11 protein-coding genes and 1 pseudogene are annotated in these 12,948 nt (G+C 70.2%); 9 read left to right on the top strand and 3 right to left on the bottom strand.

The genetic code is table 11. From position 1 onward, the window contains the following. Positions 1–117: 117 nt before the first annotated feature. From OG730_RS08840 to OG730_RS08805, 8 genes and pseudogenes are all read left to right on the top strand, one after another. On the top strand, positions 118–543 hold the full coding sequence (locus OG730_RS08840; protein ID WP_327303704.1) for a YybH family protein: 426 nt from the start codon (positions 118–120) through the stop codon (positions 541–543). A gap of 82 nt (positions 544–625) precedes the next feature. Beyond that, positions 626–1,519 carry an NAD(P)-dependent oxidoreductase gene (locus OG730_RS08835; protein WP_327303703.1) on the top strand — a complete coding sequence of 298 codons (894 nt, stop codon included), beginning with the start codon at positions 626–628 and terminating at the stop codon, positions 1,517–1,519. 233 nt (positions 1,520–1,752) lie between these two features. Next, positions 1,753–3,201, top strand: a complete 1,449-nt coding sequence (locus OG730_RS08830; RefSeq protein ID WP_327303702.1) for a flavin monoamine oxidase family protein — start codon at positions 1,753–1,755, stop codon at positions 3,199–3,201. A 35-nt stretch (positions 3,202–3,236) separates the two neighbouring features. Continuing rightward, on the top strand, positions 3,237–4,424 hold the full coding sequence (locus tag OG730_RS08825) for a cytochrome P450 (RefSeq protein WP_327303701.1): 1,188 nt from the start codon (positions 3,237–3,239) through the stop codon (positions 4,422–4,424). Between the two features lie 212 nt (positions 4,425–4,636). After that, entirely contained in the window at positions 4,637–5,404 is a 768-nt protein-coding gene (locus OG730_RS08820) for a thioesterase II family protein (protein ID WP_327303700.1), read from the top strand. A 12-nt stretch (positions 5,405–5,416) separates the two neighbouring features. Continuing rightward, positions 5,417–6,319, top strand: coding sequence for a metallophosphoesterase family protein (locus OG730_RS08815; RefSeq protein WP_327303699.1), 903 nt, complete (start codon positions 5,417–5,419; stop codon positions 6,317–6,319). Next, a complete protein-coding gene (locus OG730_RS08810; protein WP_327303698.1) occupies positions 6,316–7,047 on the top strand; it encodes a 4'-phosphopantetheinyl transferase family protein in 732 nt (243 codons plus the stop codon). Before OG730_RS08815 ends, OG730_RS08810 begins: the two co-directional genes overlap by 4 nt. Positions 7,048–7,098: 51 nt before the next feature. Further along, positions 7,099–7,332, top strand: a pseudogene (locus OG730_RS08805) (carboxyl transferase domain-containing protein); the annotation flags it as partial. A 187-nt stretch (positions 7,333–7,519) separates the two neighbouring features. Here OG730_RS08805 and OG730_RS08800 read toward each other — a convergent pair. Genes OG730_RS08800 through OG730_RS08790 form a run of 3 tightly spaced genes read right to left on the bottom strand, consistent with a single transcriptional unit; the run spans position 7,520 to position 10,798 of the window. Beyond that, a complete protein-coding gene (locus tag OG730_RS08800; protein ID WP_327303697.1) occupies positions 7,520–8,137 on the bottom strand; it encodes a TetR/AcrR family transcriptional regulator in 618 nt (205 codons plus the stop codon). Between the two features lie 4 nt (positions 8,138–8,141). Beyond that, a complete protein-coding gene (locus tag OG730_RS08795; protein WP_327303696.1) occupies positions 8,142–9,269 on the bottom strand; it encodes a hypothetical protein in 1,128 nt (375 codons plus the stop codon). After that, the gene (locus tag OG730_RS08790; RefSeq protein ID WP_327303695.1) at positions 9,266–10,798 is read right to left on the bottom strand and encodes an FAD-dependent oxidoreductase; all 1,533 of its coding nucleotides are present in this window, start codon (positions 10,796–10,798) and stop codon (positions 9,266–9,268) included. The genes OG730_RS08795 and OG730_RS08790 overlap by 4 nt, the downstream gene beginning before the upstream one ends. 280 nt (positions 10,799–11,078) lie before the next feature. Between OG730_RS08790 and OG730_RS08785 the strand changes: the two genes are divergently transcribed. Next, positions 11,079–12,932: a glycoside hydrolase family 5 protein gene (locus OG730_RS08785; RefSeq protein WP_327303694.1), complete on the top strand. Its 1,854-nt coding sequence runs from the start codon at positions 11,079–11,081 to the stop codon at positions 12,930–12,932. The last annotated feature ends 16 nt before the right edge of the window (positions 12,933–12,948 follow it).

Raw genomic sequence — 12,948 nt, 5'->3', positions numbered from 1 at the left:
GTGCGCCGCAAGGCCGCTGGCGATTACCGGCAGGAGACCGGATCGGGTAGTCCCCGCTGATAGCGTCCCCATCAATCTGTTCAGGTGCCGCAGAAAAGCGAATGGAGAAATAGCGTCGTGAGCGACAGCATGTACACGCTGGTGACCGATATCGAAAAACATCAGGAGGCGTTCGGAATAGCCTTCAATGCCGGGGACGTGGAAGCGGTCAACGCGATGTACACCGACGACGCGGTCGGAATGTGGGAGCCCGGATTCCCGGTCTACGGCGAGGCCCGCCGCGCGTACGTGGTCGACTTCCTGGCGAAGCGCAAGCCCTCCGTGGAGGCGACCGTCCGCCAGCAGCTCGTGGTGGGCGACACCGCGATGCTCATCGTCGAGTGGCAGATGGAGGCGCTCGACGAGAACGGCGAGCCGGAGCACCTGGAGGGCGTCGCCATCGACGTCCTGCGCCAGGGCGCGGACGGCTACTGGCGCTACGTCGTGGACAACCCCTTCGGCGTGAGCGGCCCGTGGGACGCCGAGGGCGCCACCCAGGGCTGACCTGGAACGCCCGCACCGGCTCCGGCACACCACCGATCACACCCACCGCGGCGCCCGCCGCACGAAGTACGGAGACATAGCTGTGACCACTCTTCCCGCCTCCGCATCCCCGGTTACCGTCGTCGGCCTGGGCCTGATGGGCCAGGCCCTCGCCGCGGCCTTCCTGGAGAAGGGCCACCCGACCACCGTCTGGAACCGGTCGGCCGGCAAGGCCGAGGCCCTCGTCGCCAAGGGCGCCGTCCTCGCCGACTCGGTCCGCGGCGCCGTCGAGGCGAGCCCGCTCGTAGTCGTCTGCGTCTCGGACTACGACGCGGTGCACGGGCTGCTGGACCCGATCGGCTCCTCGCTGGCCGGCCGTACGCTGGTGAACCTGACCACGGCCGGCTCGACCCAGGCGCGGGAGACCGCCGCGTGGGCGGCCAAGGCCGGCGCCGACTACATCGACGGCGCGATCCTGGCGCTCCCGCAGGCCATCGGCACCGCCGAGGCCACGCTGCTGTACGCCGGGCCGAAGGACGGCTTCGAGAAGCACCAGGCCACGCTTCAGGCGCTCGGCGAGACCGGGACGGTCTACCTCGACGAGGACCACGGCCTGTCGGCCCTGTACGACATGTCGGTGCTGAGCATCATGTGGGGCGTCCTGAACAGCTTCCTGCACGCTGCCGCCCTGCTCGGCACCGCGAACGTCAAGGCGACGACGTTCGCGGAGATGGCCACCACCGCGATCAACGTGACGGCGGACTACGTCTCCGCGTACGCGGAGCAGATCGACGAGGGGAAGTTCCCGGCGACCGACGCCACCCTCAACGTCCACGTGGGCGGCATGCAGCACCTGCTCGAGGAGAGCCGGGAGCTCGGCATCAGCACCGACCTGCCGCGCTTCTTCCTGGAACTGGCGCAGCGCGCGGTGGCCGACGGCCACGCCGAGGACAGCTACGCGGCGATGATCCAGCAGTTCCGCAAGCCGACCGCCTGATCCTTCCTCCGCACCGCACCGCAGCGCACCTCACCGCACCGCACCGCACCGCACTGAGCGGGCCGGGAATCCGGAGCGCGCACTTCGCGATCCGAATTCCCGGCCCTGCCCGAGATCCCGCAGATGCCAATGCAGCACCGCTCCTGAAAATCGCCGCACGGGGGAAATTCGTGTCGAAAAGTCAAGGTAGAACGAAAAAGATCGCGTCCCGCAATTCCTTCACTCGGAGGAATGTGCTCAGGACGAGTGGCCTGGCCATCGCGGGAACGGCTCTGGGCGCAGGTTTTCCCGGAATCGCGGAGGCCGCCGACGGAGCGGACTTCACCGGGCGCACCAGCTACGACGTCATCGTCGTCGGGGCCGGGCTCGCCGGTCTCACCGCGGCCCGCGAACTGCGGAAGAAGGGCCGCCGCGTCCTCGTGCTGGAGGCGCGCGGACGCATCGGCGGGCGCACCTGGACCGACACGTTCAACAGCTGGGAGATCGAGCGCGGCGGCGCCTGGGTCGACCCGCTGCAGCCGCACGTCTGGCGCGAGATATCGCGCTACAACCTGACGATCGTGGCCGACCAGGGGCCCGAGCGGGTACTCATGCCGACCCCGGGCGGGTTCACCGAGTACGACCCGGTCACCGCGTACACCCGGCAGGGCGAGCTGTTCACCCCGTTCTTCGACGGCTCCCGCGAGTACTTCCCCAAGCCCTACGCGCCCTTCACCCGCGAGGACCTGATCACCCCGCTGGACCGCTTCTCCCTGCGCGACCGGCTGAACCAGCTCGCCTACTCGCCGGAAGACGAGCTGAGGATGACGAGCACCACCGGGCTGTACGGGTCGCCCAGCTCGCGCGGATCGATGCTGCAGCTCGCCCAGTGGTGGGCCCTGGCCGGCTGGAACTACACGGGCTTCTCCGGGGTCAACACCTACCGCCTGGCGCAGGGCACCATCGCGCTCGCCAACGCGATCCTGGCGGACGGGGGACCGGACCTGAAGCTCAACTCCCCGGTCGCCTCCGTCACCCAGCAGCCAGGGCGGGTGAAGGTGGTCACCCGGGCGGGAGCCGCCTACACCGCGGCCGAGGTCATCATGGCGGTGCCGGTCAACGTCTGGAAGGGCATCACCTTCAGTCCGCCGCTGCCCCAGGCGCACCGCGACGCCACCACCCAGGGCTACGGCGTGCCGCGCCAGCGCAAGCTGTTCCTGGACCTGGCCTCCCCCTCGGACCGGTTCATCGCCGAGGCGCCCGAGGGCTCTCCGTTCGTGATCATGGGCCGGCTGAACGACAACGCCCCCGTCGTCGCTTTCAGCGTCGACGCCACCCTGAACGTATCCGACCGCGCCCAGGTCGAGGCCGCGGTGCGGCAGATCCTGCCGTCGGCGACGCTGCGCGACTACACCGTCTCGGACTGGGAGGCGGCCGAATTCTCCCGCGGCGGTCCCGCGTTCCGGCAGCCCTTCCAGCTGACGAGGCTGCACAAGGCGATCAACCAGCCCTTCGGGCCCGTGAAGTTCTGCGCCGATGACCTCGCCCTCGGCTGGAGCGGCTACATGGACGGCGCCATCGAGTCCGGCCTGCGGGCCGCCGGTTCGGCCACGCTGTCGCCGGCGCCGGGTGCGGCGCAGACCGGCCGCGTGGTCATGCCGGCCGTCGACCGCACGGTCTACCGCTCGGTGTTCGGCCTGTGACAACAACTCAGTGGCATTCTGATCAGGGGGTATCCATGCCGGTGATGGAAGAATCCGCGAACGAACCCGTGGACGCGCTGTTCTCCTGGTTCCGCCAGATGCAGGAGCAGCACACGGTCCACCGCGACGAAGAGTACGGGTGGCAGCTGTTCCGCCACGCCGACATCACTCGTGTGCTCACCGACCCGAAGACGTTCTCCTCGGACACGGTGCGCCTGTTCAACGAACCGCAGCCCGACCTCGACCTGTTCCTCACGGGAAACCTGGTCACCAACGACCCGCCCCACCACCGGAGGCTGCGCCGGGCCATCAACCAGGCCTTCACCCCGCGGGTGGTGTCGGGCCTCTCCGAGCGGATCGCGCGGACCGTCGAGTCCCTGCTCGACGAAGTGTCGGGGTCGGACACCTTCGACCTCATCGACGCGGTGGCCTACCCGCTGCCGATCATCGTGGTCGCGGACATGCTCGGTCTGCCGGCCGAGGACGTGCCGATGTACCGGGGCTGGGGCGACGCCCTGGGCGCGCTGGACGCGGCGACCGTGCCACCCAAGGTGATGGAGTCGCACGTCACTCCCGCCATCCGCGAGATGAACGAGTACATCCTCGGGCACGTGCACCGGCGCCGACAGAACCCGGCCGACGACCTGCTCACCGGCCTGGCCCACGCCAGCGTCGACGGCGAGCCGCTGCGCGACGCCGACCTGATCGGCCTGGTCGGCCTCACCCTGTTCGCGGGCCACGCCGCGTCCATGGCGATGATCGGCAACGCGATCCTCACCTTCGACCGCCACCCCGAGGCGCTCGCCGCGGTGCGCGCGAACCGCGAGCTGCTGCCCGGCGCCATCGAGGAACTGATGCGCCTGTACCCGCCGTTCTCCCGGATGGCGCGGGTGACGACCACCGAGACCGAGATCGGCGGGCAGAAGATCGGCAAGGACGAGCTGGTGACCTTGTGGGTCGGCGCGGCCAACCGGGACACGCGGCGCTTCACCGACCCCGACCGCTTCGATATCCACCGCGACCCCGGCGGCCACATCGCCTTCGGGCAGGGCATCCACTTCTGCCTCGGTGCCCCGCTGGCCCGGCTGGAGGTCGGCATCGCGCTCAACGCGCTGTTCGACCGATTCGAGGAGATCTCCGTGGACTACTCGGCCGGCGTGGAGTTCGAGAACCCGATGCAGATCATCTGCCCCCGGCGGCTGCCGGTCCGCGTGGTCCGTTGAACCCGTCCGTACCCGCCGCGCGGGACCGCCGGCCGGACGGCCCGTAGAACCGCGTGAGGTGACATGACGGGCGGGGCCGCGGGTGGCCGGCCCGGCACCCGCCCGTCGGCCGCCCCGCGAGCCGGTCCCCAACGGCGCGACACCGCACCCGGCACCGATGCGGAGGTGCGTCGACGCGCCGCCAGTCAGCTCTGTGAAAGGCCCCCTTCCCCATGACCACCGCACCGTCCCCCGAGGACCTCTGGCTCAGGAACTTCCGCCCCGCACCCGATGCCGCGGTACGCCTGGCCTGCTTCCCGCACGCCGGCGGCTCGGCCAGCTTCTACTTCCCGATGGCCGGCGCCCTGTCGCCGGACGTCGACGTCTTCGCGGTCCAGTACCCGGGACGCCAGGACCGGCGTTCCGAGCCGGTCGTCACCGATATCGGCGTGCTCGCCGACGAGGTCGCGGACCGGCTGGCCGCCCGGGCGGACGGCCGTCCGCTGGCCCTGTTCGGGCACAGCATGGGCTCGCTCGTCGCGTTCGAGGTCGCGGACCGCCTCCAGGACCGCGGCACGCCCGTCTCCGCACTGATCGTCTCCGGCCGCCGCGCCCCCCACCTGTACCGCGGCGACGACATCCGCCTGCGGACCGACGACGGGGTGGTCGCGGAACTGCGCGAGCTGAGCGGCACGGACTCCGGGCTCCTGGGCGACGAGGAGGTCATCCGTATGATCCTCCCCGCCGTGCGCGCCGACTACCAGGCCGTGGAAACGTATCTGCGGACCACTCCCGCCCGGCTGACCTGCCCCGTCCTCGCCCTGGTGGGGGACAGCGACCCCCGCGTCGAGCCCGACGACGTGCGCGCCTGGGCGGACCACACCACCGCCGGATTCGGCCTGAAGATCCTGCCCGGCGGCCACTTCTATCTGCTCCGGGAACAGGCCGCCGTACTCGCGGCCGTCAGGGAGCGCCTGCGCACCCTGCCCGTTGCCGGCTGACGGGCGGCACACATGCCATACGAGACGCGAGGCCCCGCCCGCACGCCCGCACGCCGGCCCGGCGCCGGCGTACTGGCGGCCATCAGCGACCTCCACGTCCACTACCCGGAGAACCGCCGGATCGTGGCGGACCTGCGACCCGAGTCCGACGAGGACTGGCTGATCGTCGCAGGCGACGTCGGCGAGGTCGTCGACGAGATCGCCTGGGCGCTGGAACTCCTCGCGGCCCGGTTCGCCAAGGTCGTCTGGGTGCCCGGCAACCACGAGCTGTGGACCCCGCGAGAGGACCCCGTCCAGCTGCGCGGCGAACGGCGCTACCACCACCTGGTGGAGCTCTGCCGGTCCCTCGGCGTGGTCACCCCCGAAGATCCCTACCCCGTGTGGGACGGAGAGGACGGCCCCTTGGTGATCGCCCCACTGTTCCTGCTGTACGACTACACCTTCCGGCAGGCCGGCACGACCTCGAAGGAGGACGCCCTCGAACGGGCCGAGGCGGCGGGCGTGGTCTGCTCCGACGAGTTCCTCCTCGACCCCGAGCCGTACGGCAGCCGTGACACCTGGTGCCGGGCCCGCGTCGCCTACACCGAGGCACGCCTGGCGGCGCTCCCGCCCGACGCCCGGACCGTTCTGGTCAACCATTTCCCGCTGGTACGGGACCCCACCGAGGTGCTGTGGAAGCCCGAGTTCGCGCTGTGGTGCGGCACCGAGGCCACCGCCGACTGGCACCGCCGGTTCCGCGCCGCCGCCGTCGTCTACGGGCACCTCCACATTCCGCGGACCATCCTCAAGGACGGCGTGCCGTTCGAGGAGGTCTCGCTCGGCTACCCCCGCGAGTGGCGCGGCCGCGCCGCCCCGGCCGGGAGGCCCGTCCGCATCCGGCCCGCAGCTCCCGCGAAGGCGGTGGAGCTCACATGATCGAGGAACTGCTGCCCACGGCCGTCGCGGCCCGCGGGTCCTTCGGCCACTTGCCCGACTCAGTGCTCTACGAGGAGGAGAAGGCACTCGTCGCCCACGGCGTGGAGCAGCGCCGCCGCGAGTTCGCCACGGTGCGCGGCTGCGCCCGCGACGCCCTCGCCGCGCTCGGGGTGCCGCCCACGCCCATCCTTCAGGGCCCGCGGGGCGAGCCGAGGTGGCCCGACGGGATCGTGGGCAGCATGACCCACGGCGGCGGCTACCAGGCGGCCGCCGTGGCACGCGCCGGCGACATGCTGTCCGTCGGCATCGACGCGGAACCCAACGAGCCGCTCCCGTCCGCGGGGACGCTGGCCCTGGTCACCCTCCCCGAGGAACGGGAGTGGCTGGCCCGTCGGCAGGTGCTGCGGCCCGAGGTCTGCTGGGACCGGCTGCTGTTCAGCGCGAAGGAGTCCGTCTACAAGGCGTGGTTCCCGGTCACCCGCCGCTGGCTCGACTTCGAGGACGCCCTGATCACCATCGATCCGGACGCGGGAACCTTCCACGCCCGTCTGCTGGTGCCCGGCCCCGTGATCGACGGCATCCGGCTGACCGGGTTCAGCGGGCGCTGGACGGCCCGGCGGGGACTGCTGCTCACCGCGATCGCCCTGCCCGCACCCGTCCGTGTGCACCACACCCCGGCCCGCCACGGTCTCGGCACCGCCCACAAGGCACTGATGAGGAGTACCTAGCAATGTCCCTGTCCGGCGCTCCCCGGCGAGCCGACGGACGCCCGCGGGCGCGTGGCCGAGCCGCACGACCTGCGTGAGCAGGCGCGCCGCGGCCCGAGTGAGCGTGCGACCGAGGCGCGGCACGCCAAGGGCAAGCTCACCGCCCGCGAGCGGATCGCGTTGCTGCTCGACGAGGGTTCCTTCAAGGAGGTCGAGCAGCTGAGTCGTTACCGCGCGACCGGGTTCGGCCTCGAGGCCAAGAAGCCCTACACCGACGGTGTCATCACCGGCTGGGGCACAGTCGAGGCGGCCCTTTCGTCGTGGTACCCGTCTGTACAGCCGATTCTCCCCAGCCGCCCCCCAACGGGGCTCCATTCCCCCCCGGATTCCCCCCAGCAGCGGCTGCTTCTGATGGAGGAATGTCGCGGGCGATGGCGAGGCCGGCGCCTCCGGCAACCGTCATGGTGATGCGCGAGGCGCCCATGCTCCTCACCTAGAGGGCGTTCGGTCGAAAGGTGCGGTACAGCGCCGGGGCCAGCCAGCGGCTCAGGAAGGTGCGGAGCCGGGCTTCGTCCTGCGGTGTTTCGCTCGGGTGCTGCAACAGCGACGTCAGGAGTCGCATGATCATCTCGGCGAGGCCGTTGAGGTCGTCCTCACCGATGCCGGCGGCGGCCCAGTCCACGGGGAAGCGCTGCAGCATCTTGGCGCCGCGGTCGATGGTGTCCCTGGTGGTGGCCCCGCGGCCGAACGCGGTGGGGTCTCCGAGTTGCAGCAGAAGGCTCAACCGCGGGTCGGTGGGGATGGTCCTTACGCAGAAGACCATGCCTTCGATCACGGCCTCCGCAGGGTCGGTGATCCCCTGCAGGTGCGTAATCATCTGCTCGACGAACGACTCGGCGCCCTGGGCCGCTACCTCACCGATGATGTCGCTGATGCGGCCGAAGTGACGGTAGACGGTCTGGCGGGTGACGCCGAGTTCGCCGGCTACGTCGGACAGGGTCGTCTTCGCGACGCCGTGCCTGTCGATGCAGCGGTCGGTCGCGTCGATGATGCGCTGCCGTGCCTCGGCGTCCGATGCGGGAGGCCTGCCTCCCCAGCCATGGTGCCCCATGCCGTCAGGATCGCACAGGCGTTGCGGTCCGTCGGGGCGAGGTAGCGCGGACTGCGGCCACGATGAGCCCGGTCGCGGCGACGGTGCACAGCGCGGCGTACCACAGGCTTCCGATCGGCGTGCCCTGCTCGGTGACGCCGTCGAGCGCCGCGAAGTAGGACGGCGATGCGACCGCCCAGAGGGCGATGTGGACGCCGAGGTACAGCGCCGGATAGGTCCGCGCGAACTGCGGTGACACCGTCGGGGCCGGATCTGTTCGCCGCGCGCGCCAGGCCTCCGCGAGGAGGTAGAGGCCGGTGATCCAGAGCAGGGCGAGCTCGGTACCGAGGACGGCCTGCTGGATCCCCCGCTGGTCCTCACCGCGGAAGGCGTTGCTGGGCAGACCGGCGATCGTCATCGCCCACGGTGTCAGGACGCCGGCGGCGAGGGTGCGCAGGCTGATCTGCCGACCGGTGAGCGTGCCCCGGCCATCCTTCGCGCCGACCAGCCGGACGACGAGGTAGGTCATCGCACCGAAGGACACCGAGGCGAACAGGAACATGCTGTTCATCGGGACCGAGGCGAGCGCCGGCTCGTTGATCATCTTGTTGTCCGGGTTCCAGGCCCACCACTTGAGCTGGGGCCCGAGCTGATCGAAGATCTCGTAGAACGCCTGACAGGCGAACGCGACCGTCAGCGAACCGGCCAGGGGCCCGCGTCGCGCGAAGACGCCGAGGGCACGGACCAGTTCGTAGGCGAGCTGCGACAGCGCCGGATAGAAGGCCACGATGTAGAGCGGCAGCCGGTCGTACATGAACTGCACGGTGAACACGTTGTGGGAGAAGATGAGCCCCACGTCCTTCTCCAGGCCGAACCAGCCCGGGAAGTACAACGGCGGCTCGATCACCGCGAGGTAGACGACCGAGGCGAACCACAGCGAGATGTTGACCGGATCGCCGTCGCGTCGCCACCGTCGCCACGCATGGATGAGGGCGAACACCGCGCCGCCGATGACGAGCAGCTCGAGGAAGGGCATGGTGGCGTTCTCGAGACCGAACGGGTTGCGGAACTCCACCACGGGATCGGCGTCATGGCAGGAGAAGCCGAGCCCTTCGGCCAGGCGCTCGGCCGCCGAGTCGCATGCATAGCTCATCCCCTGCTCCTCGGCTCAGCCGCCGACGGGGCCGCTTCGGCGAGCGGTGATCCGCCGGCGCGGGTGTGGCCGGTGAAGTCGGTGCCGGGCGGGTCCTGCTGGTCGTCGAACCCGCCGGGCACGACCGTCCGTCCCAGCCGCTGCCGCACCTTGTAGCGCACGATGCCGAACCAGAACCGCGGATCGGTGGTCATCTCCCTGAGCGACTTGTCGAGGTTGAAGACCTCGGCGAACGTCCGCTCGACGTAGGCGTCTTCACGGCTGGTGGCGTTGATGGCGTTGAAGACCGGCCAGCTGAGGCGCGCGGCCAGTCTGCGGCGCCAGGGAGCCACGACCTCAGTCCCGGTCGCGAAGTCGTAGGCCTGGTCACGGGCCATCGCGAGCATCCAGGGGACGTCGAGTGACTTCTTCTGCCGAGTGAGGAACGTACGGAAGAAGGCGAGGTCGAGCACGTCGTTGTCGTTGCCTTGCAGCAGCTCGGCGAGGATGAGCGCCGAGCGGGCTGCCGAACTCATCCCCTGGGCGTAGAACGGGTTGAAGGCGCAGATCGAGTCACCGACGCAGACCAGCCCGAGCGGTGGCTGGTCCAGGAGGTCGAAGCGGCGCCACTTGTTGCCGGTCGAACGGGTGAGGTGCACCTCGGAGGTCGGGGTGCAGGCACGTGTCGCCTGCCCGAACGCCGTGGCCCGCACCCGGTCCACCGCAGCCTCGAAGGTGTCGATCTCGTGCGGCATCCGGATGCCCCACGCCCCCATGCACACGATGGCGCGGTCTCCCTCGATGGGGAAGAAATTGCTGAGGAACTCGTGCTCCTCGGGATGGGCGCCGGTGTCCTGGGTCGGAGTGATCACCAGGTGCTTCCACCACCACGACTCCGGACGCCGCTCGGCGGGCGGCAGGTCGTACCACCGCGAGGTGTAGGTGACCTTGGCGTCGAGGGTCTTCTCGGGCGGCGCCGGCCATCCGGCCGTCCTCAGCCAGTCGGCCACCGAAGAGCCGCGCCCCAGCGCGTCGACGACCAGGTCGGCGGCAAGGTGGCCCGAGTCATCGCCCGCGCGGTACTCGACTCCCTCGACGCGGCCGCCCGCGGTGCCGACCCCGCTGGAACGAAGACCGGTGACGGTCACGCCCTCGCGGATCTCGATGGTCGGGAACCCGCGGACCAGGTCACGCAGCACCCGCTCGATGAGCACGCGGGAGCTGTAGACCATCGTCATCGACCCGGACTTGCGCGGGGCCCAGCCCTCGTCCTCGCAGTACGCCGCGTCCATCGACGGCATCAGGTGCATCCCGCCCGCGGCGATCAGCGCCTCCTCGAAGCCGGGGAAGATCTCGCCGATCGCGCGACGCCCGGAGTTGAGGAGGAAGTGCGGGTGCTTGCTCTGCGGCACCCCCCGCCGGTGCTGGGCGTCCGGCGGGAGCAGGTCCCGCTCCAGGACGATCACCTCGTCGAAATGCCTCGCGAGCACTCCCGCGGCGCACAGCCCCGCGACGCTGCCGCCGAGCACCACGGCCGTCTTCCCTCGCATGCTTCCTCCATTCATACATGTATTGCGTGAATGTATGACCAGCGGGGGGAAGTTAGCAGGCGTGACCCCAAAGAGCCACCCTTTCCCCGGGTGGTGGGGTGGCCTGCCACGGTCCAGCGCCCGGGAACCTCGCGACGCCTGGAAGCGGCCCCAGGGCCCCCTTCGGCTGAAAGGTGCGGCGTGCCGTACTCGACCATGGCTGATAGTGCGTCACCCCCACGCTCAACTGGTTGACGGTTCATCAGATTGCCGTGACAGTGCGGCCATGGTGACCCAGTCAATGCATGAGCCGCATGCTTCCGGTCGATGGTCGTGGGGTGCGGTCCTCGCCGTCCTCGCCGCCTTCTCTCTGTACGCGGGAGTCCCGGTGCGCGCCGCCGAGGCGTCGGCGTACGACGCGCGAGCGGCCGAAGTGACCGTCAGCGGAACGCACTTCGTCGACGGTTACGGGCGCGAGGTGGTCCTGCGCGGGTTCAACGTCTCCGGCGAGACCAAGCTCGCCGAGAACGGCGGGCTGCCCTTCGCGAGCGTCGAGGACGCACGGAAGTCGGCCCGGGCCATGCGCGAACTGGGCGGAGCGAACTCCGCCCGCTTCCTCCTGTCATGGGCGGCGGCCGAACCCGTGCGCGGTCAGGTCGACGAGGTGTACTTGAGCCGGGCCACGGCGCAGATGCGGGAGTTCCTGGCCGTCGGGCTGCGTGTGTATCCCGACTTCCACCAGGACCTCTTCTCGCGCTACGTCTTCGACAAGGACAGCTGGTACTCCGGCGACGGCGCACCGCGGTGGGTGGTCCAGGCGGGCGGATATCCCCGGGAATCCTGCGGAATCTGCGCCCACTGGGGCCAGAACATCACCCAGAACCAGACGGTCAAGAGCGCCATGCGCGACTTCTGGATCAACCGGAACGGCATCCAGGACGCCTTCCTCGACACCGCCCAGGCGACCATGACGTACTTCGCGGCTCATCTCGACGCCACGGAGTTCGCGGCGATCGCCGGGTTCGACCCGTACAACGAGCCCTACGCGGGGCAGTACGCGAGCGGCGAGGACGGCGCCGCCTGGGAGCGGGGACGCCTCTGGCCGTTCTACGAGAAGTTCCGGGCGCGCATGGACGCGGCGGGCTGGCAGGGCAAACCCGCCCTCGTCGAACCGAACATGTTCTGGAACTCCAACCTCTCCTTCATGAAGCAGACCGGTGGCCTCGCCGGCGTCGGAACCCTGGGTCCGCGGTACGTGTTCAACACGCATTTCTACGACCAGGCGCGGATGTCCGGCTTCTTCAACCTGTCCAAGGCCAAGGACGGTGCGTACACCTCGGACTTCAACTCCGTTCGCAACAGGTCCACCGCGCTCGGCTCCCCGGCCATCGTGAGCGAGTTCGGCCATCCGCTGACCGGCACCTCGTCCGACAAGGCCCCGTCCGTGGGCAAGGGCCAGTACCAGGCTCTCGACAGCGGACTCGGCGGCCGTGCCTGGTGGGAGAACCCGGCCGCGGCGGGACCCGTCCTGTCCGCGACCCAGTGGCAGTGGGACATCCACAGCGGCCGCCATCACGAGGCGATGAACGACAACCAGGGCAAGATCCGCACCACGGGCGACGCATGGAACGACGAGGACCTGTCCGCCGTACGCCTCGACGACAGCGGCACCCCGGTCCTTCGCCAGGACGCACGGCTCCTGGACCGCGTCTATCCGAGCGCGGTCGCCGGCCACACGCTCGCGTTCCTCTACGAGGACCGCTCGCGCGACGCCGGTACCACTGTCACCTGGAGCCGGATACCCGCCGGAATGCCGGAGTTGGCGCGCCTGGCCGGCCCCGAGCTTCCGTACGGCGTGCTGGTGTGGCGCGGAGGGAACGCGAGTGCGCCGACGGAATTGCACCTGCCTGCCGGCTTCGATCCCGCCTCGACCACGGTCGTCTCGGACCTCGGCACGGTCACCGGACCCGGAACCACCGGAGCCATCGCCATCGCCCCCGAGCCCGGCGGCACGAACGCCCGCCGCATCCTCCTGTCCGGCGCCACCGAAGGGCTGCACTTCGCACTGATCAGCGCCGCCCCGGCGACGGCCGAGCAGCGTACGGCCGTACAGCAGGAACTCGGCCGATGGGCGGCGGGCGCCGGCCTCGGGTGAACCCCGTCGTCCGGAT

This window comes from Streptomyces sp. NBC_01298 (assembly GCF_035978755.1).
GTDB lineage: Bacteria > Actinomycetota > Actinomycetes > Streptomycetales > Streptomycetaceae > Streptomyces.
This window is presented reverse-complemented; position numbering and strand designations above follow the sequence as displayed.

What these genes read in the sequence shown, in the direction of transcription:
- OG730_RS08825 (WP_327303701.1), top strand. Translation starts at nt 3,237, where the DNA reads ATGCCGGTGATGGAAGAATCCGCGAACGAACCCGTGGACGCGCTGTTC.
- OG730_RS08820 (WP_327303700.1), top strand. Translation starts at nt 4,637, where the DNA reads ATGACCACCGCACCGTCCCCCGAGGACCTCTGGCTCAGGAACTTCCGC.
- OG730_RS08815 (WP_327303699.1), top strand. Translation starts at nt 5,417, where the DNA reads ATGCCATACGAGACGCGAGGCCCCGCCCGCACGCCCGCACGCCGGCCC.
- OG730_RS08810 (WP_327303698.1), top strand. Translation starts at nt 6,316, where the DNA reads ATGATCGAGGAACTGCTGCCCACGGCCGTCGCGGCCCGCGGGTCCTTC.
- OG730_RS08800 (WP_327303697.1), bottom strand. Translation starts at nt 8,137, where the DNA reads ATGGGGCACCATGGCTGGGGAGGCAGGCCTCCCGCATCGGACGCCGAG.
- OG730_RS08795 (WP_327303696.1), bottom strand. Translation starts at nt 9,269, where the DNA reads ATGAGCTATGCATGCGACTCGGCGGCCGAGCGCCTGGCCGAAGGGCTC.
- OG730_RS08790 (WP_327303695.1), bottom strand. Translation starts at nt 10,798, where the DNA reads ATGCGAGGGAAGACGGCCGTGGTGCTCGGCGGCAGCGTCGCGGGGCTG.
- OG730_RS08785 (WP_327303694.1), top strand. Translation starts at nt 11,079, where the DNA reads ATGCATGAGCCGCATGCTTCCGGTCGATGGTCGTGGGGTGCGGTCCTC.